At 59.9% G+C, this 19,442-nt stretch carries 13 protein-coding genes; 4 read left to right on the forward strand and 9 right to left on the reverse strand.

Annotated features, from left to right (window positions below):
* The first annotated feature begins 211 nt into the window (after positions 1 to 211).
* Positions 212 to 1,012: a cytochrome c biogenesis protein CcsA gene (ccsA, locus tag OP498_RS16150; protein ID WP_280554399.1), complete on the forward strand. Its 801-nt coding sequence runs from the start codon at positions 212 to 214 to the stop codon at positions 1,010 to 1,012.
* A 76-nt stretch (positions 1,013 to 1,088) separates the two neighbouring features.
* Positions 1,089 to 2,372: an HlyC/CorC family transporter gene (locus OP498_RS16155; RefSeq protein ID WP_280550061.1), complete on the forward strand. Its 1,284-nt coding sequence runs from the start codon at positions 1,089 to 1,091 to the stop codon at positions 2,370 to 2,372.
* A 3-nt stretch (positions 2,373 to 2,375) separates the two neighbouring features.
* Here OP498_RS16155 and OP498_RS16160 read toward each other — a convergent pair whose 3' ends face one another.
* Entirely contained in the window at positions 2,376 to 3,086 is a 711-nt protein-coding gene (locus OP498_RS16160) for a 1-acyl-sn-glycerol-3-phosphate acyltransferase (protein WP_280554401.1), read from the reverse strand.
* Positions 3,086 to 3,703, reverse strand: coding sequence for a TetR-like C-terminal domain-containing protein (locus OP498_RS16165; RefSeq protein ID WP_280554402.1), 618 nt, complete (start codon positions 3,701 to 3,703; stop codon positions 3,086 to 3,088). The genes OP498_RS16160 and OP498_RS16165 overlap by 1 nt, the downstream gene beginning before the upstream one ends.
* 186 nt (positions 3,704 to 3,889) lie before the next feature.
* Between OP498_RS16165 and OP498_RS16170 the strand changes: the two genes are divergently transcribed.
* Positions 3,890 to 4,576 (forward strand): SOS response-associated peptidase, encoded by a 687-nt coding sequence (locus OP498_RS16170; RefSeq protein ID WP_280554404.1) that lies wholly within the window; start codon positions 3,890 to 3,892, stop codon positions 4,574 to 4,576.
* The gene (locus OP498_RS16175) at positions 4,576 to 7,434 is read left to right on the forward strand and encodes an insulinase family protein (RefSeq protein ID WP_280554406.1); all 2,859 of its coding nucleotides are present in this window, start codon (positions 4,576 to 4,578) and stop codon (positions 7,432 to 7,434) included. The genes OP498_RS16170 and OP498_RS16175 overlap by 1 nt, the downstream gene beginning before the upstream one ends.
* A gap of 253 nt (positions 7,435 to 7,687) precedes the next feature.
* Here OP498_RS16175 and OP498_RS16180 read toward each other — a convergent pair whose 3' ends face one another.
* The 7 genes from OP498_RS16180 to OP498_RS16210 form a co-directional block, all read right to left on the reverse strand.
* On the reverse strand, positions 7,688 to 9,292 hold the full coding sequence (locus tag OP498_RS16180; protein ID WP_280554408.1) for a type I restriction-modification system subunit M: 1,605 nt from the start codon (positions 9,290 to 9,292) through the stop codon (positions 7,688 to 7,690).
* A complete protein-coding gene (locus OP498_RS16185; RefSeq protein WP_280554410.1) occupies positions 9,289 to 9,858 on the reverse strand; it encodes a Fic family protein in 570 nt (189 codons plus the stop codon). Before OP498_RS16185 ends, OP498_RS16180 begins: the two co-directional genes overlap by 4 nt.
* Positions 9,836 to 10,012, reverse strand: a complete 177-nt coding sequence (locus OP498_RS16190) for a hypothetical protein (protein WP_280550453.1) — start codon at positions 10,010 to 10,012, stop codon at positions 9,836 to 9,838. Before OP498_RS16190 ends, OP498_RS16185 begins: the two co-directional genes overlap by 23 nt.
* Positions 10,009 to 10,581, reverse strand: a complete 573-nt coding sequence (locus OP498_RS16195) for a zeta toxin family protein (protein ID WP_280554411.1) — start codon at positions 10,579 to 10,581, stop codon at positions 10,009 to 10,011. The genes OP498_RS16190 and OP498_RS16195 overlap by 4 nt, the downstream gene beginning before the upstream one ends.
* A gap of 191 nt (positions 10,582 to 10,772) precedes the next feature.
* A complete protein-coding gene (gene dsr2 / locus OP498_RS16200) occupies positions 10,773 to 14,705 on the reverse strand; it encodes an anti-phage defense-associated sirtuin Dsr2 (protein WP_280554413.1) in 3,933 nt (1,310 codons plus the stop codon).
* An 82-nt stretch (positions 14,706 to 14,787) separates the two neighbouring features.
* On the reverse strand, positions 14,788 to 16,038 hold the full coding sequence (locus tag OP498_RS16205; protein ID WP_280554414.1) for a restriction endonuclease subunit S: 1,251 nt from the start codon (positions 16,036 to 16,038) through the stop codon (positions 14,788 to 14,790).
* A gap of 4 nt (positions 16,039 to 16,042) precedes the next feature.
* Positions 16,043 to 19,090, reverse strand: coding sequence for a type I restriction endonuclease subunit R (locus tag OP498_RS16210; RefSeq protein WP_280554415.1), 3,048 nt, complete (start codon positions 19,088 to 19,090; stop codon positions 16,043 to 16,045).
* Between the last annotated feature and the right edge of the window lie 352 nt (positions 19,091 to 19,442).

Here is a 19,442-nt window from a genome sequence, read left to right on the forward strand (position 1 = left end):
GTGACGATGGCCGGAGAGCCGACCCGGCACCGGCCGGGGGCTCCCTGCAATGGTCGAAAATTATACGCCCTGTGGCCACCAGTCTCCATGCATGGCGGGCATTCGCCGCTGAGGGGCGCGCCGCCGGCTGGGCGCGGCCGGGCGGATTCGGTATAGTGGCGGCTCCATTCCCCACCACCAGGCGCTGGCGAAGGCGCACGGACAGCGATCGATGCAGCCGCTATCACTTGCCGTCATGGCCTTCATCTTCTATCTCGGGGCCGCCTCCTGGCAGGGGCTGACCCTGATCCGGCGGGTGCCACCACGCGCCATGCTGGTGCGCGGGCTGGGCCTGCTCGGCCTGCTCTGCCACCTGCCCCTGGCCGCCACTCTGCTGGTCCGGGGCGACTCCCTGCTGCCCGGGCTCTCCACCAGCGCGGTGCTGGCCAGCGGCCTGGCCGTGCTGGTGCTGCTGGTGGTCAGCCTCGTCAAGCCGGTCCTCAATGTCGCCACCGGCCTGCTGCCGCTGGCCGGCCTGACCCTGCTGCTGGCCATCGAGCTGCCGAGCCCCGAGCGCGCCACCGGCATGACGCCGGGGATCGCCCTGCACGCCCTGAGCAGCGCACTGGCCTTCGCGCTGCTGGCCATCGCCGCCATCCAGGCGGTGCTGCTCGGCATCCAGAACCAGGCGCTGCGCCACCACCACATCCGCGGTGTGGTCCAGTCGCTGCCGCCGCTGACCACCATGGAACGGGTCCTCTTCGAGCTGATCTGGGCCGGCATGATCCTGCTGACCCTGTCGATCGTCAGCGGCTTTTTGTTCCTCGACAACATGTTCGCCCAGCACCTGGCCCACAAGTCGATCCTCTCCTTGGCCGCCTGGGTGATCTTCGCCACCCTGCTGTTCAGCCATCATCGGCTGGGCTGGCGAGGCATGCGGGCGGTGCGCTGGACCCTGGGGGGCTGCCTGGTGCTGTTGATGGCCTACTTCGGCAGCAAGTTCGTGCTGGAGATCCTGCTCAACCGCGGCTGAGGCCGGCACGCGCCTTGACACCGGATGACCGACCCCCTACAACTCGAGCCTGATACGCCGTTGAGGACCCTTCGACTTGAGTGACGACTTCCCGCTGGGACTGCTGTTCGGCCTGCTGTTCCTGCTCGTCTGTCTTTCCGCCTTCTTCTCCAGCTCCGAGACCGGGATGATGTCGATCAACCGCTATCGCCTGAGCCATCAGGCGAACAGCGGTGAGCGCGCCGCCCAGCGCGTACTGCGCCTGCTGGCCCGCCCCGATCGGCTGATCGGCGTGATTCTGATCGGCAACAACCTGGTCAACAACCTGGCCGCGGCGATCGCCACGGTGGTCGCCATCCATTTTTTCGGCGAGGTCACCGGCCCGGCCATCGCCCCGCTGATCCTCACCATCGTGATCCTGATCTTCGCCGAAGTGAGCCCCAAGACCTATGCGGCGGTCAAACCGGAGCGCATCGCCTATCCCGCCTCGCTGGTGCTCGAGCCGCTGCTCAAGCTGCTCTACCCGCTGGTATGGCTGGTCAACGCGATCTCCAATGGCCTGCTGCGCCTGCTCGGGGTCAGGTACATCGACGGGAGCGCCGACAACCTGACCCGCGACGAGCTGCGCACCGTGGTGCACGAGGCCGGCACCCTGATCCCGCGCCGCCACCAGGCGATGCTGCTGTCGATCCTCGATCTGGAGAACGTCACCGTGAACGACATCATGGTGCCGCGCCACGAGGTGATGGGCCTCGACCTGGACGACGACCTGGAGGAGATCCTGGCCAACATTCGCACCAGCCAGCACACCCGGGTGCCGGTCTACAAGGGCGATATCAACAACATCATCGGCATGCTCCACCTGCGCAATGCGGCGCGCTTCCTGTCCCGCGGCGAGGTGACCAAGGCCGCCATCGTCCAGGAGGCCCGTGAGCCCTACTTCATCCCCGAGTCCACCCCGCTGCACACCCAACTGCTCAACTTCCAGAAACAGAAGCGACGCATCGGCATCGTGGTCGACGAGTACGGCGACGTGGAGGGGCTGGTGACCCTGGAAGACATCCTCGAGGAGATCGTCGGCGAGTTCACCACCGACGTGGCGGGACTGCATCAGGAGATCCACCCGCAGGAAGACGGCAGCCACGTGATCGACGGCACCGCCAATATCCGCGACATCAACAAGGCGCTGGGCTGGCAGTTGCCCACGGATGGCCCCAAGACCCTCAACGGCGTGATCCTCGAGCACCTGGAGTCCTTCCCTGACGGACCGGCCTGCCTGCAGATCGGCAGCGTGCGCATGGAGATCCTCGAGGTCCGCGACAACTTGATCACCGCGGCACGCTGCTGGCAGCCGGTACGGCGCCCCCCGCGCCGCGGCTGATGCCTACCCTCGCCGCGGAACGCTGTCGGCCCAGCCGTCGGCCTCGGCCTTGAGCGCACGCACTCGGGCCTCGACGCTAGGCCGACTCGCCTCGCCGGCCGGCAGAGGCTCACCGAAGAACAGGGCCACCCGCGCCCGGAACCGGCGAGGCGGCTTGGTCAGCGCCTTGCCGTCATGGTGCGAGGTCCAGGAGCCCCAGAGACCGGCCAGCCCGGCGGGCACCACCGGCACCGCATCCCGGGCCAGGATCAGCTCGAGGCCGCGGCGGAAGTGTTGCACCTCGCCGTTCGGCGTCAGGCGGCCTTCGGGAAATACCATCACCACCTCGCCCTGGCGTAGCGCGCGACTGACTTCGACCAGGGCATGGCGCACGCTGCCCGGATCGCGACGGTCGGCATCCACGGGGATGGCCCCCACCAGACGGAACAGCCAGTTGAGCCAGGGCGACTCATAGACCGGCTTGTCCATCAAAAAGCGCAGCGGCCGAGGGCTTGCTCCACCCACCACCAGGGCATCCATGAAGCTGACGTGGTTGCAGACGACGATGGCCGGGCCACGCGGGGGGATGTGGTGTCGGCCGCGAAAGCGCAGCCGATAGACGAGATGGAGCAGCAGGAAGACCAGCCAGCGCAGAAAGGGCCGGGGCGCACTGGCCAGTCGCCAGCTCCCCGCCGCCACCGCCAGGCCCGTGACTCCCCACAGCCAGGAGGTCATCACGTCACGCCGGGCGCGTGCCTGAGGCCGGCCAGGATGGTCACGAGCAGCTGGTCGAGCAACTCGCCCACTTCCAGCGGCTCGCCCTGCCAGTACCCGAGGCGCTCGTTGAGCCCCAGCTGGACCAGGCCATGGACGCTGCCCCAGAGGGTGCGGCTCAGCCGCCGTGCCTCCAGGTCGTCCAGCGCCGGCTGGTACTCCTTGAGGGTCGCCTCCACGCGCAGGAAGAGGCCCTCGATCATCTCGTTCTGGCGCTGGTCCAGCTCCCCCTCCTGGGCCAGGGGGTAGTCGAACAGCAGTTGCCAGCGGTAGGCATCCTGGCGGGCGAACTGCCAGTAGGCCCTGGCCAGCGCCTTGAGCCGCTCCTCGGGGGCGATGTCGGCGAGCAGCGGCTCGATCACCCCGCGCAGGCGCGCCAGGGTCTCGATGTTGACGTGCTGCAGCAGGTTGCTGAAGCTGCCGTAGAGCTTGAGCAGGGTACTCGGCGCACAGCCGACCTCCCGGGCGAGAGCACGCAGCGATAGCGTGTGGGCCGGATGCTCCTGCAGCCAGGCATCGCATGCGGCCATGACCTGGGCATGGAGTGCCTCGGGGGCATGCTGTCTGGGACGGGCCATCGGCTTCCTCGCAGGGGTGGCGGGCATCGCGGGTCGGGCAACAAGGATACTCTCATCGAACACTGTTTTCGACAGGATATCCCACACGAATGACGGCGCAAGCCGGCGACAGGATCGCCGCCCGTTCGCCGCTTTCCTCGCCAGGACGACTTGGTTACCCTGACGCCCCACCACCCCGGAGACCTCATGGCCGGCCGACTGCACATCGCCCCCCTCGAACTCGAGCGCCTGCTGCCTGACCTGGTCGCCGAGACCACCCTGATCACCGGCGCCAATCTGGCCCCGCGTCGCCCCCTGTCGATCCTGCGCCTGGAAGGGGGCCGGCTGCGCCTGGTGAACGCCTTCTGGGGGCTCACGCCACCCTGGCTGAAGGTGCTCGACCATGCGCCTCACTGCGCCCGGGCCGAGGCGCTGACGGCCCGCCCCATGTTCCGCGAGGCCTTCGGCGCGCGCCGCTGCCTGGTGCCGGCCAGCGGCATCTATGTGTGGAAGCCGCAGCCACGCGCCAAGCAGCCCTTCCTGGTGACCCGTGTCGACCGGGGCCCGCTGCTGCTGGCGGGGCTCTGGTGCCGCTTCCATACCACCCTGAGCGAGTATAATGATTCCATGGCGCTGATCACGGTACCCACGGGAACGCTGCTCGCCCCGCTCACCGACCGCCTACCGGCGGTGATCACCCCCGAGGATGCCCGGCGCTGGCTCGACCCACAGACCCCATTGGCCGAGGCGCAGTCGCTGCTCGCGCCCGCTCCCGGGGAACTCTTGGGCGCCTTTCCGGTATCAAGACGAGTGAACGATCCCGCCAACCAGGATCCGGCCTGCGCCCACCCCACCGGGCCCATGCTGCGCCAGCCCATGCCACAGGAGCGATGATGACACAGCCCTTGCCTGCCCCCTTGCGCCAAACGGCCCGCCTGTTCGCCTGGCTCGCCGTGGCCGCGACCCTGATCACGGGCCTGGCCGCCCGGGCCGAGGCACCCGAGCCGGCGGCAACCGTCGACGACGTCGTCTCGCCGCGGGTCAGCCCCCACGATGACCGCGACTACCGCGCCCTGACCCTCGACAACGGCCTGAGCGTGCTGCTGGTCAGTGACCCCGAGGCCGACCAGGCCGCCGCCTCGCTGAACGTCGGCGTGGGCAGCGCCCAGGACCCGGAGGACCTGGCCGGCCTGGCCCACTTCCTCGAGCACATGCTGTTCCTGGGCACCGACGCCTACCCCGAGTCGGATGCCTACCAGGCCTATCTGTCGCGCCACGGGGGCAGCCACAACGCCTTTACCGCCCCCCATGACACCAACTACTTCTTCAACATCGAGCCCGACGCCCTGCCCGGGGCCCTGGACCGGTTCAGCCGCTTCTTCGTCGCCCCGCTGTTCAATGCCGACCGCCTGGAGAGCGAGCGCAGCGTGGTGCACTCCGAGTACCAGGCGCGCATCCGCGATGACGGGCGCCGTGCCCAGGACGTGCTCGACCAGTTGCTCAATCCCGACCACCCGACCACCGGCTTCTCCGTGGGCAGCCGTGAGACCCTGGCCGACCGCCCCGCGGGCGAGCCGAGCCTGCGAGAGCGCGTGATCGGCTTCTACGAGGATCACTACGATGCCAACGTGATGCACCTGGCCGTGGTCGCCCCCCAGCCCCTCGATGACCTGGAGGCCATGGTTACCGCGCGCTTCGCCGAGATACCCGACCGCGGCCTCTCTCGCCCGGTCATCGAGGCGCCGCTGGTGGCGGAACAGACCCTGCCCCGCGCGGCCGAGATGCAGTCGGTGCGCGACAGCCAGCGGGTCAGCTTCCTGTTCCCGGTGCCCGACCCCCAGGAGGCCTACCGCCACAAGCCCGCCGACTACCTGGCCCACCTGCTCGGTCACGAGGGCGAGGGCAGCCTGCTCGCGGTGCTGCGCGAGGCGGGCTGGGCCGATGGCCTCTCCGCCGGCGTGACGCGTGGCGACGGCCGCCATGCGCTGTTCGCCGTGGACATCAGCCTGACGCCGGACGGCGCTGAGCAGCTCGAGCGCATCCAGGCCAGCCTGCTGGCCACCATCGAGCGGATCCGCGCCTCGGGCCTGGAGGCCTGGCGCTACCAGGAGCAGGCGCGCCTGGCCGAACAGCAGTTCCGTTTCCAGCAGCACGGCTCGCCGCAGGGCGATGCCATGCGCCTGGCCATGAACCTGTCACGCTATCCGCTGGAGGATGTCAACGTCGCGCCCTACCGCATGGACGGCTTCGATCGCGACCAGATCACGCGCTGGCTCGACGGCCTGCGACCCGACCGGCTGCTGCGGCTCTACAGCGGCCCGGACGTCGAGGGCGACCAGGTCTCGCCCTGGTTCGATGCGCCCTGGCGCGAGGTCGAGGCAACAAGCGAGGCCGAGCCGCTGGCGGGCATCGCCCTGCCCGAACCCAACCCCTATATCGCTGAGGACCTCGAGCTGCTCGACGGCCAGGACGAGATTCCCGAGCTGCGCATCGAGGCGCCGGGCTTCACCCTCTGGCACAAGGCAGATGACAGCTTCGACACCCCCAAGGTGGAGTGGCGCTTCAGCCTGCAGCACCCCGCCGCCAGCCAAGAGGCCCGCGAGGCGGCGCTTTCCCGTCTGCTCGCCGGCTGGCTCGGCGACAGCCTCAACGAGACCCTCTACCCGGCACGCCTGGCCGGCCATGACTTCGAGGCCTATGCCCACGCCCGGGGCATCACCCTGTCGTTCTCCGGCTGGCGGGACCGCCAGGACCGACTGATCGCCCGGGTCCTCGCCCAACTGCAGGAGGGCGAGATCGACGCGGCGAGCTTCGACCGGGAGCACTACCGCCTGCAGCGCGAATGGCGCAACGCCCCCCAGGATCCTCTCTACCGGCAGGCCCATCGCACCCTGGCCGAGGCACTGGTGCGCCCCCAGTGGCCCACCGATACCCTGCTCGAGGCGAGCAAGTCGCTCGATGTGGAAGACTTGCGCGACTTCCGCGAGCGCTTCCTAGCCGACCTGCGCCTGGAAGCCATGGCCGTGGGCAACCTCGGCACCGCGCTTGCCGAGCGCGAGGCCCGGCTGGTCGCCGAGGCGCTCTCTCCGTCCCTGGCGGCCGAGGCGATCCCGGACCTCGTCCCACTGCAGGTGGACGACCTGCCCGCGCTGACCCCGGCCACCACCCGGGAGGAGTCACTGGCACTGCGCTACCTCCAGGGGCCGGACCGCTCGCTCGACAGCCAGGCGCGCCTGGCGGTGCTGGGCCAGCTACTGGAGACACCCTTCTACCAGCGCCTGCGTACCGAGGAGCAGCTCGGCTATGTGGTCAACGCGGGTTACTCGCCGATGCTGGACGCGCCGGGCATCAGCCTGCTGGTGCAGTCTCCCGACACCGCAAGCGAGGCGATCCAGGCCCGCATCGATGCCTTCCTGGACGATTTCACCGGGCGGCTCGCGACGCTCGACGATGACGACCTGGCCCCCTATCGCCAGGCCGTACACGACAGCTTGATGCAGCGCGACACCAGCCTCTCCGCGCTCACCAACCGCCTGTGGCGCGCGCTCGCCTATGGCGACACCGCCTTCGACCGCCACCGCCGCCTCGCCGAGCAGGCGCTGGCCGTGACCGCCGAAGAACTTCAGGCGAGCTGGCCGACGCTGCGCGAGGACGCCGTGGCGCGGGTCAGCTTCGATCCGGGTGACAAGCCCAGCGACGTGCTCGCCCTTAGCCGCCAGCTGGAGCCGTTGCCGGAAGGGGAAAGTGAGTAATAGTGAGGGGTGAGGGTCATCTCAATTCGGCGTGAAAATGACAGAGTCTCGCGTAGGCTGGATAAGCCGAAGGCGCATCCGGCGTGGGGTGTCTCCCGCGGCCGAAGGTGGCCATCACCCCCGCCCGGTGCGCTGGCGCTTACCGGGCCTACGGATTGGCCTTTGAACCGGCGGTAATGGAATGCAGCGGAATGACCGTCCGGTCTAGCGCCTTGTTATGGGATTTTCACCGACACACTCCCCAGGCGCCCCATCACACAGGCGGAAGGCCCAGCTCTTTCAGATATTGGTTGTGCTTGGCTGAGGCCTCGGTAATGCGCTTTTCGACTTCGGACAATCGCGCATGGACGGAGGCCAGGTCGATTTCCGGCTCGGCTTCGGCGGTACTAACGTAGCGGGAGAGATTGAGGTTGTAATCGTTCTTCTCGATCTCCTCGATCTCTACCCGACGGGCGTAGCGTTCTTCTTCCTTGCGATACTGGTAGGTATCAACAATCTTTTCGATATGCTCCGGCAAGAGCAGGTTTTGACGCTTGCCCTTCTCGAAATACTCGCTGGCGTTGATAAAGAGCACATCATCGGGCTTCTTGCATTTCTTCAGCACCAGAATGCAGACCGGGATGCCGGTGGAGAAGAACAGGTTGCTCGGCAGGCCGATGACGGTATCGATATGGCCGTCTTTTAGCAGCTTGGTGCGGATGCGGCTCTCCACGCCGCCCCGAAACAGCACCCCGTGGGGCAGGATGATCGCCATGGTGCCTTCGTCGCCGAGGAAGTGAAAGCCGTGCAGCAGGAAGGCGAAATCCGCGGCGGATTTGGGCGCCAGGCCATGGTTCTTGAACCGGAAGTCCTCGCCCAGCGCGTCATTGGGCTGCCAGCGGTAGCTGAAGGGCGGGTTGGCCACCACCGCATCGCACTGGAGTTTCCTGGCCGGGTTCATCTCGTTGAGTAGATCCCAGTCGTTGGTCAGGGAGTCGCCGTGGCGAATCTCGAACTCACTGTCCTTGACCCCGTGCAGCAGCATATTCATGCGCGCCAGGTTGTAGGTGGTGATGTTCTTTTCCTGGCCGTAGATCTTGCCGACGCCGTGCGGCCCCATCTGGTTGCGCACATTGAGCAGCAGCGAGCCGGAGCCGCAGGCGAAGTCCAGCACATTGTTGAGCTTTTTCTTCTTGCCGGTGGCGGGGTCCTGACTGTCCAGGGTGACGATGCGCGAGAGGATGGTGGAGACGCTTTGCGGGGTGTAGAACTCCCCGGCCTTCTTGCCGGACCCGGCAGCGAACTGGCCAATCAGGTACTCATAGGCATCGCCCAGAATATCGCTGTCGGTGGAAAACTGCGCGATCCCCTCGGCGATCTTGGTGATGATGATGCAGAGCTTGTCGTTGCGCGCCTTGGGTGTCCGGCCCAGCTTTTCCGAGTTGAGGTTGATCTCGGAAAACAGCCCCTGGAAGGTGCTGGCGAAGGACTGGTTCTCGATGTAATTGAAGCCGCTCTCCAGGGTTTGCAGCAGCTCGGCATCCTGGGTACGGGCGCGCTCGTAGATGCTGCTCCACAGGTAATCCGGGTGGATGACATAGTGCATCTTGCGGCGCATCTGCCTTTCGAAGGCGGACACATCCCCGGCGTTGTCCGCGTACCAGACCGCCAACGGCGAGCGTCGGTCATTCTCAGCCAGTTGGGGATAGTCCGCTCCCAGTTCCTTTTTCGCTGCCGCCTCGAAATTGTCGGAGAGGTAGCGCAGAAACAGAAACGACAGCATATAGTCGCGGAAGTCGTCGGCGTTCATCGCCCCGCGCAGATCGTCGGCGATGGCCCAGAGGGTCTTGCCCAGTTGGCTCAGTTGATCTTTTGTCATGGTCTTTCCTTTCCTTCTCTCAGCCATGCCTTGCCTTTACTCGTCAGCCGGTATTTCTGAAGGCGGCTACGGGGTTTGTCGGGGATCGTCATTTCGATAAAACCCTCATCCAGCGCTGGTCGCAGGTAGGCTTCGCGGAAGTGATCTTCATGTTTTAACGCCAGAACCGACTGGATTTCCGTGCGTTTCATTTCGCCTTTCATCACACCCAGCAACTTTATGACTTCCCCGGCGACTTCCCCGGTGACTTCCCCGGTGACTTCGGGGGTAACTTCCCCAGCAAACCCCTCATGCACCGGCAGGCGGATCAAAAACGAACTGCGCTCGTCGCCACTTTCAAAGCGTGGCTTGGGTGAACTGTTGGCTTGCATCACCCGCAACACCTTGGGTATGCCGGTGGAGCGGCCTTCGGTGAGGTCCAGTTCTTTCAGAAACTCCCCGATACGGCGGTTGCGGTAGCGGCGGCTGACGGCGCGGCCTGCTTGCAGGTCTTCCATGCGGATGGAGCGATCCGGCCTGGGGAAGCTGAGCATCGGCATTCCCTTACCGCTTCTGAACTGGAGCATCATCACCTACAACAACGGGTTGGCCGTTCTGCCAAATCACAGCGTATTGACCCAGCCGCCGCTTTTTTTCCAACGCTTCGGCCACGGATTGGCGCAGAGATTGCAGCATCAATTGCCCTGCCTGTGAAACAGGCTTATCTTTGGCTTCATTCATTGTTCGGCTCCGTTAAGTAACACATCGTAGCAGCTTTGGTCGATAACTTTACGGCCTGCACCCTGCTGCTCGAAAACCAGTGTTGGCTCTCCACCATCATTCATGAAACAAATACAACAATCCACACGATGGCTGAACAGATTTAGTAGATTATATAAACTGCGTGGATATCTACGCTCAATGTCGCTGAGGGGGATATTGTGGCCACCATGCGCTACCCGCTCCGCCACGCGCATCCTGGACATTTCCACATCGGGAAGCGCCAGATAAACAAGGTCAACTCGCCAGCCGTCTTTTCTCAGACGCTCAATCAATCGCAAATAGCTCCGACCAGCCAGAGTTGTTTCGAAAGCAAAATCTTCTCCCGCACTGATATGCTCTTCGATCTCTCGAAGAAAAATTTTACTGGCCGCCAAAAGCTCCTTCTCCGGCGCCAAGGGCGACAGTCCGGCCGCAATCAGGTCGGCATTGATAAAGTTTCTACAGCCTGCAAACTTTGGCAGATAGCCCAAAGCAAAGGTGGTTTTACCCGAACCATTTGGCCCGGCAATTATCCAGCACGTTGGCATCGCCTTAACTCCTTTGGATCCTTGAACACATAACCGCCCTCTTGATAGTGAACGTCATTGGTGAAGGCGCAAATGCTGTGCAGCACCGCCTCCGGATTCCAGCCCGCCTTGTATTCCACTCGTTCACTCTCGATGGTGCGGTGGTGGAGCAGGGAGTCGAGGTTGATGGGAAATTTATACATAGAATCCTACTAATCAAACCAAGGAGTCCGAATTTCTGCAAACTCGTCAGGTGCAAGAGCCAGCTCTTTCCATTTCTCAATAACTTCTGGAACGGAGGTTCCTTTGGATTCGTAATATTTCAAAAGCGCTGCCGACAAAATGGATGATACTCGGCGAACCTCTAACCTCTCGTCGAAGTTAAGGAATTGGCTATCACTATCATATGCTGATTCGGCCAGCAATCGATCAAGTCGCCTTTGGGTGGCCACCTCCAAGCTGTGATCGAAGATAGTTGGTGATTCTTTCAAAATTCGGACGATAATCCACAGCGCCGAGATTATGGTATGAGCTGGACACCACGTGAGGTATTGGCTAAGCATTGATGCTGGATCAGGTTCTACAGAACTTGCAACAGCATTGTTGCCATCCAGAATAATTCTAGCAATTGCCCTGAGACCATCTCTTTGGATAAGATACTGATTAGAAATCAATGCTTCGTTGATACGGTTATAAACGTCACCCTTCTGATCAGGGTATATGTGAAGAGACGCCGCTTCAGCTTTAAGGCCAGGCAATCCATACTCCCGGACTTCCTTAAGGAGTCGACTGAGGGATGTTTCAATTTCGTCAGGTGAATCTGTGCTGAGCTTGGGGCATACGACCTCAGCGAGCAGTTCGAGCATACGGGAAAATCTTGCCAGAAACTCCTCTGGTATGGATGAAAGAAGACCAGCAGGTTCGTTTTCCTTTTCGTTCAACCTGTTCTTGTCAGCGTCCCACCATTCGAGCAGGCGTTGCAAGATCTCGGCGGCATCTTCCGCTGTCCAGATGCTTTCCCCATCATTGTTGGCTCCGATAATTTCGTGCACGATGGAGATATCCCCACCAGTCATTCTGACACCCGTCCCCGGCTCATCTCGCTGTATCGGGAAAGGTGTACTTTTGACATAGCTTTTGAAAAGGCAGGTAGGGTCAACACCTTTGGGATAGGGAAATCTCAGAAACGCAAATTTGTAAAAATCGGTACCATCAGGCAGGCCGTACTGGTCAGTTACGCGCCAGATAGCTTCTGCGAGGTTCTTGCTCTGGCTTTCGTCGAGCAGCTGTAACGTGTGCAGTGTTACCAGGGATGTTATCGCCCACCGCCGTCGATCTGAGTTATCCAACGCTGCTTGCCGGAACAACTGGTCTACCAATTCAGGCTGAATTGCCACGGCTGGGGCACATTCGGGCTTCTGATTAAGTTCGAGCAGCAGGAAGGGGTTCAGGAACTCATCTTTAACGAGTAGATTCAAATCTTCAGGGTAAGGAATTTCCAGTAAGTCCGGTATCAGACTATATTGCTCCACTTCGGTCATAGAGCTTATGAGCCGATTAAGTAGGTTTTTCACATTCCGGTAATTGGTCTTATCGGGTGACGCATAGATTCCGGTAACAAATTCAAGAACGCGGCGCTTCGTTTCGCCAGAACATTTGCAGCAAAGTCTAGAGATGACTTCCGGCAGAAACTGGGCGAGGCGCACACCGTAACTGTCATTTCGGAAAGCACTGCCCGCGTGGATTTCATCGCGGCATTTGTTAAGCGTATCCAGGTAGTTTTGAATGAGTTGATCGGCTTCATTGGCAGTGAATCTGTATACGGACTCGCGGCTGAATAGGCTATCAACGGCCTTCGCATCTCCAAGTCTGGCGAGGGTCGCAATCGCCCAAAATGAGGAAAATTTCGAAATGCGTTGCAGGCTTGCCAAGGCCGTTTTTGTCGCCATAGTATAGTTGCCAACCCGATATGGTAAGCCAACCTCTTCACAGAATCGAAGAAATGAATAGGCGTTTATTATCTCCTGATCCACTCCGAGAAAATGGGATGTCCTGGAGACTCGGCCGATATCAAATTCACGTTTCTCCGTGAGACTTTTTCGCTGAACAGACGGCCTATCCAGCTTTAGTTCGTACAACTTTAGCTCGTTCCACGGATCACAGCGGAACGCTTTTAGTTCATCCCAACGGGCATTTTGTTGCTGTAGTTCATTCCTTCGCTGATTATTCCTAACCCTTCTAAGGCGCTGATCCCACTCTGGCTTTCTACTAACTTGCTCGCGATTAGCATACAGGTCAATCCAATCCTGCTCAAAGCTAGTGAAATTTTCTGACGATTTGACGGTGATGCTTGATTGCCGCTCTGATTCAGACCACTTTTCTCTTTGGCTCCACTCGTTAGCGAGATCCTCCCTTATTAGCTGTTCCTCTTCATAGGTAGTAATGTTCTCCGCACCCCATCTACTGGCGTCTTTAACATGACGAAAGAGAAGCATCTGATACGATTCTTCGGAAACCGATAAATAGCCTGTTGAAGTATCTTGGTCATCACTCTTTTTGCGAGACTCAACCAGCGCCCAGAGAATCTGCTCATCTGTATCATTAATTTCGCCAATTTCAGCAAGACAGGCAGCACGCTTTGTCATCCAGTAGGGTTGCGCTTCGTTGGGCCGCCAATTTTCAAGCCGATGTTTAGCGTTGGGCAGATCCAGGGTAAAAAGGCTGAACAGAAAGCCTTCGTAATTCAGAAATTCCTTTTGTTCCGCCGAAAAATGGTCGGAAAGAGTCCTGAGCCGGATTTCTGATTCCTTCCATTTATCGAGATGTCCCTCTTCGCGATAGAAGCGCAGCATCGCCACCGCGATGCCCAGCCACGCCTGCCGGAGGTCATTCCATGGCAGATCTTGGAATTTATTATCTCCTGGGTGGAACTGGCAGTTTGTAGGCGGATTTTCGTTTTGAAATGGCCAGTACTTTGCGAGGATTTTCTCGCAGAACTCTGCGATATTGTCGAAAACCGGCAGCAAACAACGTTCAAGCCGCCAGATCAACTCGAAGGCGTATTGAATATCCAACCCAGGAGGTGTCTCCGTGTCTGGAAGGTAGTTTACCCATGTGTCCGTGTACACCCATAAGGTCTCACGGTTACTATGTGGCAGGATCAGCCAGCCGGGGTAGACCTGCCGCTGCCGCTGCCATTCATCAGTAACCTTCTGAATCTCTTGGATACGATCCGCACCGTGGGTAGGATGCATTGCTTTGGGGTTGTACGGCCAGTCGAGGGCATCCGGCTTTTTCGCCCGAATGTACTTGAAAAACCGACTCAACACTTTTCTGTGGTCGTGCTTCTCGATTCCGTCACAACACGAAAGGTCAACGACAATAATTCCGCGCTGCGCCAGAAGTTGCAACCTAGCGGCCGAAAGGTCGAATACCCCGACCAGATAGATTTTCTGAGTCTTGTCCCTGCCGAGATTGTCGCGAATCCAGCCAATCCACTGAAGAAAATTGGGGTCGTCCCCGGAGAAACCAATCAGACAGAAGGTATTCTCAAGGAGCGCCTGTTGAACGGTATTCACGAAAGGGGCGTAGTCGTGTGGATAGCGCCGATAATCCTCTTCGGTGATGATAAAGGGTCGCTCCGAAGGGAAGCTGCCATGGAGCTTCACAATTCTGGGCTTGATGGCGTAAGGGAGATCCTCTTTGTTGACCACCGGCTCATATCGCCGGGTCACGACCTTGGCGCTGGCCCGTTCAAGCAAGGTATCGTAATTGGTGGTGAACACATCCACCCACGGTAGCTCAAGCAACTCGACATGGAGGCCGGATGGTTCGATATTCAGGTCCGAGATGTTGGAGCGCAGCAAGTTCTCCAGCGCGGGCCGACCGATGGCCACTTGCACCTCCTCAGCCAACCGCAGGACATTCAGATACTTTTGTTTGGCTGGATCTGCCTTAACGCCATGCGCCCTTTGATAAAGAAGTTCGCCTAGCTGGTTCCAATCGGGAAACCCATTCCCAGCGTTCTTGCTGAAACCCGCGCCGACCATCACAGCGGCTCGCTCGGCCCATAAATGTTCTGCAATTTCGTTTAAATAGGGTCGGATGGAATCCGGCACATCAACTTCGTTCTCAATATCGTTCATGTGACACAAATCTGCTGGAAGCTTCTTATCGAAGAAGGCGTTTTCAAGATAATCTGCAGCAGGATATCTGGAGTATTTTTCATCAACTCAAATCCTCTGGCGATGGAAAGAGCTGCTGCATCAGCCCTTTTTTGTGGGCCTTGAGGGCTTCGAGTTTGTCCGCCTGGGCGGCGATCAGCGAGTCGAGGGAGGAGAGGCAATCGGCAATGTTTTTCTGTTCACTTACACTTGGCGCGGCAATTACCATCGATTTAAAATAAAATAAACCAATGGTTTTAATAGTATTCCCCACTGCAATTGACTCCAGCTCGGGCTTAAGCCTCTGAAGCAGGTAATAGAAGAACCAGTTGTTTAACTTTGCATTATCACATCGCCATGCAATAAAGTGCTGACTTACCGCCATAGGTGTGTGTAAAACTGCGCTTTTCCCGACCCCCGCATCACGACTTAGAACAACAGTTTCGGCCGGATGCAAAACCGCTGAAGAATTTTGCAAACCTTCTTTAGATATCTCATTCTTTGTTTTATATAAATAGCCTTTGTCTAGCTTATCTGAGTCCGCAAGGGAAACCCACTTTATACCGCCATTATAATAGCTTGGGTACTTCTTGTTCGGGGTATGCCCTGACCCCCTTATCGCCATATTCTCAAGCTCTTGATCAACCCACTCCCCTGCCTCCAAAAACCCGGGAAAGCGCAGGCGGGGGACGGTTTCGCCTTCGCGGGGCAAGAGCTGCTGCATCAGCCCTTTTTTATGGGTCTTCAGGGCGTCGATCTTGTCCGCCTGAGCGGCAATCAGCGCATCGAGAGACGAGAGAAAATCGGCGATTTTTTGTTGCTCATCAGGCACTGGGATCGCCAGATGCACCTTGGCTAGATCGGATGAATTTATCGCAGGATAGTTTGACCCTGTGCATTTTGACAGTACTCTTGCAACAAAATCATCAGTATGAATGACTTGATACAAGAACCCTTCCGAACCAAAAGCCCTTAGTTGTGCGTAACCTGTCGAGGCTACATAATTCTCATCGTTATCAAACTCGAAAAATAGATTATTCTTCTGATAAGGCCGCACTATTTGAAATATGACATCTCCGTTTTTCAATATTCTTTGTGCTCTGCTTGGCGCCCCCTCTCGTGATATATTTTTCTTCTTTATTAGCTGCCCAGCTTCTACTGATTCCAAATCAATATAGACAAACGACTTCGGCAGCGTTGAGTTGGATGGGTTCACTTCACAAGCATCATCGAGTTCCCGAAAATCCCACTCCCCCGCATCTCGAAACTCGGGAAAGCGTAACCGGGGCACCAATGCCTGCTTCTCGGTCTTCATCGCCTTATTCATACACCGCTAACCCCGAAATCTCGCGCCCGCCGGCCTGTTTCTTCAGGAACGGCACCAGTTCTTCCATCAAGGCCAACTCGGCCCGGCTGCGCGCCTTCCAACCCAGTTCCAGCGGCTCGAACAGATCGCTTAGTTGCTCGCCGTCGAAGATCATGCGGTCCAGGATGCCGTCCACGAAGCCTTGAAGGGCGTCGCGGTCCAGCCCGTGGCGTTCAGCCAGGGCGGTGACTTCATTGTGAGCTTTTTGTTCTTTGAAGGCCTGATAGCCTTCGCGGATGGCAGCCTCGCTCAGGCCCTTGCCGGCTTCCAAGGTGTTGATATAGGCGATGATGTCCTCGCGTTCGTCCATCAGGTTGCTGCTGGCCGCGAGCAGGTTGATGAGCTGGTCGCGGCTCATGGCCTTCTTGCCGGGCTTGTCCTGACTGAAGCGGGCGATCAGACCCATGATGTAGTCGTAGTCGATCAGCGCCGAGGAGAAGAGCACGAACTCGAAATCCAGTTGCTCGATGGCGTCCTGGGCCTCGGACGCTTGCTCGCCGGTCTTGCCCTGCTGTTCCTTGAGACGCTGGGCGGTCTCGAGGTAGGCACCCCGTAACGAGCGCAGATCGTCCTCGGGCAGGACGATGTCGATGCGTTGCTTTTGTGTCTCGTCAAGATCGGTGTACTGGTCGAGTTGGGTCTTGAGGCGCTGCACCTCCTTGAAGCGGTTGACGAACTCGATGCGTGCCCTATCTCCCTTTAAGTTGTAGGCGCCCTTGAGGTTGTAGACGCCCTTGGGTTCGGCCACGACATCCCGCTCTGTCAGGAAGTGTTCGATGGCGGCAACGGCCTCTTCGTATTTTTCGATCACCGCGGGCGCCGGGTCCACCAGCCAGATCTCGCGGGAGCGGCCGGTATCCTCACCGGAGAAGAGCGCGATGGCATCGTCCACGGCCGGTTGCTGGCCGCGAAAGTCGAGGATGTTGCCGTAGGGCTTGGTGTCGTTGAGCACGCGGTTGGTGCGCGAGAAGGCCTGAATCAGGCCGTGGTGCTTGAGGTTCTTGTCCACATACAAGGTGTTGAGGTACTTGGAGTCGAAGCCGGTGAGCAGCATGTCCACCACGATGGTGATGTCAATCTTGTGCTGGTGCGGCAGGTCGCTGTTGGGGTATTGCTGGTCCTTGATGCGCTGCTGAACGTCCTGGTAGTAGCGGTCGAACTCGCTGACACTATGGCTGGTGCCGTACCGGGTGTTGTAGTCGGCAATGATCTCTTGCAGGGCGGCCTTCTTCTGCTCCGGCTCCTGCTGGTTGTCGGCTTTCTCCTGGGGAAGGTCTTCCTGTAGCTGCTTCACATCCTTGTCGCCATTGGCCGGGGGCGAGAATACGCAGGCGATGTTGAGCGGTTGAACGTTCAGCGCGGTGTCGTCCGGGCCTTCGGCCTGGCGCTCGGCCTGGATCTCCTTGAACAGGCGGTAATAGCCGATGGCGTCGTTGATGGAGGCGGTGGCCAACACGGCGTTGAAGCGGCGCTGGTTGGTGGCGGCATCGTGCTTGGCCAGAATGGCCTCCACCACCGCCCGCTGGGTGAGCGCCTGATCGGGTTTGAGTTTGGCGTCGGTCTTGCCTTCTGGCTTGAAGTAGTCGATGTGAAAGCGCAGCACATTGCGGTCATCGATGGCGTGGGTGATGGTGTAGGCGTGCAGCTGCTTTTCGAAGATGTCTTTGGTGGTGCGGTAGCTGCCCACGGTGCCGTCGATCTGCTTGTAGTTGGCGTTGTCGTCAAAGATAGGCGTGCCGGTGAAACCGAACAGTTGCGCCTTGGGGAAGAAGGCCTTGATCGCCTGGTGGTTGTCGCCGAACTGGGAGCGGTGGCACTCGTCGAAGATGATAGCGATTCGCTGGTCGCGCAGCGGAGCAAGCCGTTCCTTGTAGGTGCGCCTGCCTTTTTCCATATGCTGCTGGGCCCGGATGCTGGTTTCATCCAGCGCCAGGCCGAGCTTCTGGATGGTAGTGACGATCACCTTGTCGGCGTAGTCCTCCGAGAGCAGGCGGCGCACCAGGGTTTCGGTGTTGGTATTTTCCTCGACACAGCCTTCCTGAAAGCGGTTGAATTCCTCGCGGGTCTGGCGGTCCAGATCCTTGCGGTCCACCACGAACAGGCATTTCTCGATATCCGGGTCGTCCTTGAGCAGGGTGGACGCCTTGAAGGATGTGAGCGTCTTGCCGCTGCCCGTGGTGTGCCAGATATAGCCATTGCCCCGGTTCTGGTGGATGCAGTCGACAATCGCCTTGACCGCATAGATCTGATACGGCCGCATGATCATCAGCTTCTGCTCGCTGGCGACCAGCACCATGTAGCGGCTGATCATCTGGCCCAGGGTGCATTTGGCCAGGAAAGCGTCGGCGAAGTCGTCCAGATGGGTGATCTTGCGGTTGGCTTCATCGGCCCATTGATAGATGGGCAAGAAGCGCTCGTCGGCGTTGAAGGCGAAGTGCTGGCTCTGGTTGTTGGCGAAGTACCAGGTGTGGTCGCGGTTGCTGACGATAAACAGCTGCATGAAACACAGCAGCGTGTTGGTGTAGCCGTTGCCGGGTTCATTGCGGTATTCGACGATCTGCTCCATGGCGCGACGCGGGTTGATGCCCAGCGTCTTCAGCTCGATCTGCACCACCGGCAGGCCATTGATGAGCAGGATCACGTCATAACGATGGTGGCTGTTGTCGGTGTTGATGCGTAGCTGGTTGATGACTTCGAAGTCGTTCTTGCACCAGTCCTTGAGGTTGACCAGCATGTAGTGTAGCGGGGTGCCGTCTTCGCGCTGGAAGTAGCCGTGCTCGCGCAGGGTCTTGGCGGCCTGGAAGACATCGGCGTTGATGATCTCGTCGCGCAGGCGGGCGAATTCTGCGTCGGTCAGGCGAACGCGGTTGAGCGCCTCGAACTTGTCGCGGAAGTTCTGCTCAAGCGTAACTTTGTCGCGTATGTCGGGACGGTGGGTATATTTGAGCTCATCGAGCTTGCCGATCAATTTTCGCTCGATCTGGCTTTCTTTCAGGGACATCCTGTCATCTCGTTTCTTGATGTTTGGCGCGACGTGTCCAGGCCGGCTTAGGGCTTCAATCTATCATGCCGACCAACCGGCTGCCGACCATGAATCGGTGAGGTGCGGGTCTGTGCTAATAGCAGGCGCCTGTCGGCGCCATTCGCCCTGCGAACTGACCGCAGACAACGCCCGGTGCGCTGGCGCTTACCGGGCCTACGAGGCGGTGTTGCCGGAGTTGCGGGTTCATGATGTTGTAGACCGGATAAGCCGAAGGCGCATCCGGCGTGGGGTGTCTCCCGCGAACGAAGGTGGCCATCATCCCCGCCCGGTGCGCTGGCGCTTACCGGGCCTACGGCTCGACCTTCGGGCC

Origin of the sequence: Halomonas sp. 25-S5, from assembly GCF_029889845.1 — a bacterium.
In the GTDB taxonomy this organism is placed as follows: Bacteria; Pseudomonadota; Gammaproteobacteria; order Pseudomonadales; family Halomonadaceae; genus Halomonas.

Bases quoted from the DNA above. Each gene is read 5' to 3' on its own strand.
- ccsA (WP_280554399.1), top strand. From the start codon at position 212: ATGCAGCCGCTATCACTTGCCGTCATGGCCTTCATCTTCTATCTCGGG.
- OP498_RS16160 (WP_280554401.1), bottom strand. From the start codon at position 3,086: ATGACCTCCTGGCTGTGGGGAGTCACGGGCCTGGCGGTGGCGGCGGGG.
- OP498_RS16165 (WP_280554402.1), bottom strand. From the start codon at position 3,703: ATGGCCCGTCCCAGACAGCATGCCCCCGAGGCACTCCATGCCCAGGTC.
- OP498_RS16170 (WP_280554404.1), top strand. From the start codon at position 3,890: ATGGCCGGCCGACTGCACATCGCCCCCCTCGAACTCGAGCGCCTGCTG.
- OP498_RS16175 (WP_280554406.1), top strand. From the start codon at position 4,576: ATGACACAGCCCTTGCCTGCCCCCTTGCGCCAAACGGCCCGCCTGTTC.
- OP498_RS16180 (WP_280554408.1), bottom strand. From the start codon at position 9,292: ATGACAAAAGATCAACTGAGCCAACTGGGCAAGACCCTCTGGGCCATC.
- OP498_RS16185 (WP_280554410.1), bottom strand. From the start codon at position 9,858: ATGCTCCAGTTCAGAAGCGGTAAGGGAATGCCGATGCTCAGCTTCCCC.
- OP498_RS16190 (WP_280550453.1), bottom strand. From the start codon at position 10,012: ATGAATGAAGCCAAAGATAAGCCTGTTTCACAGGCAGGGCAATTGATG.
- OP498_RS16195 (WP_280554411.1), bottom strand. From the start codon at position 10,581: ATGCCAACGTGCTGGATAATTGCCGGGCCAAATGGTTCGGGTAAAACC.
- dsr2 (WP_280554413.1), bottom strand. From the start codon at position 14,705: ATGAACGATATTGAGAACGAAGTTGATGTGCCGGATTCCATCCGACCC.
- OP498_RS16205 (WP_280554414.1), bottom strand. From the start codon at position 16,038: ATGAAGACCGAGAAGCAGGCATTGGTGCCCCGGTTACGCTTTCCCGAG.
- OP498_RS16210 (WP_280554415.1), bottom strand. From the start codon at position 19,090: ATGTCCCTGAAAGAAAGCCAGATCGAGCGAAAATTGATCGGCAAGCTC.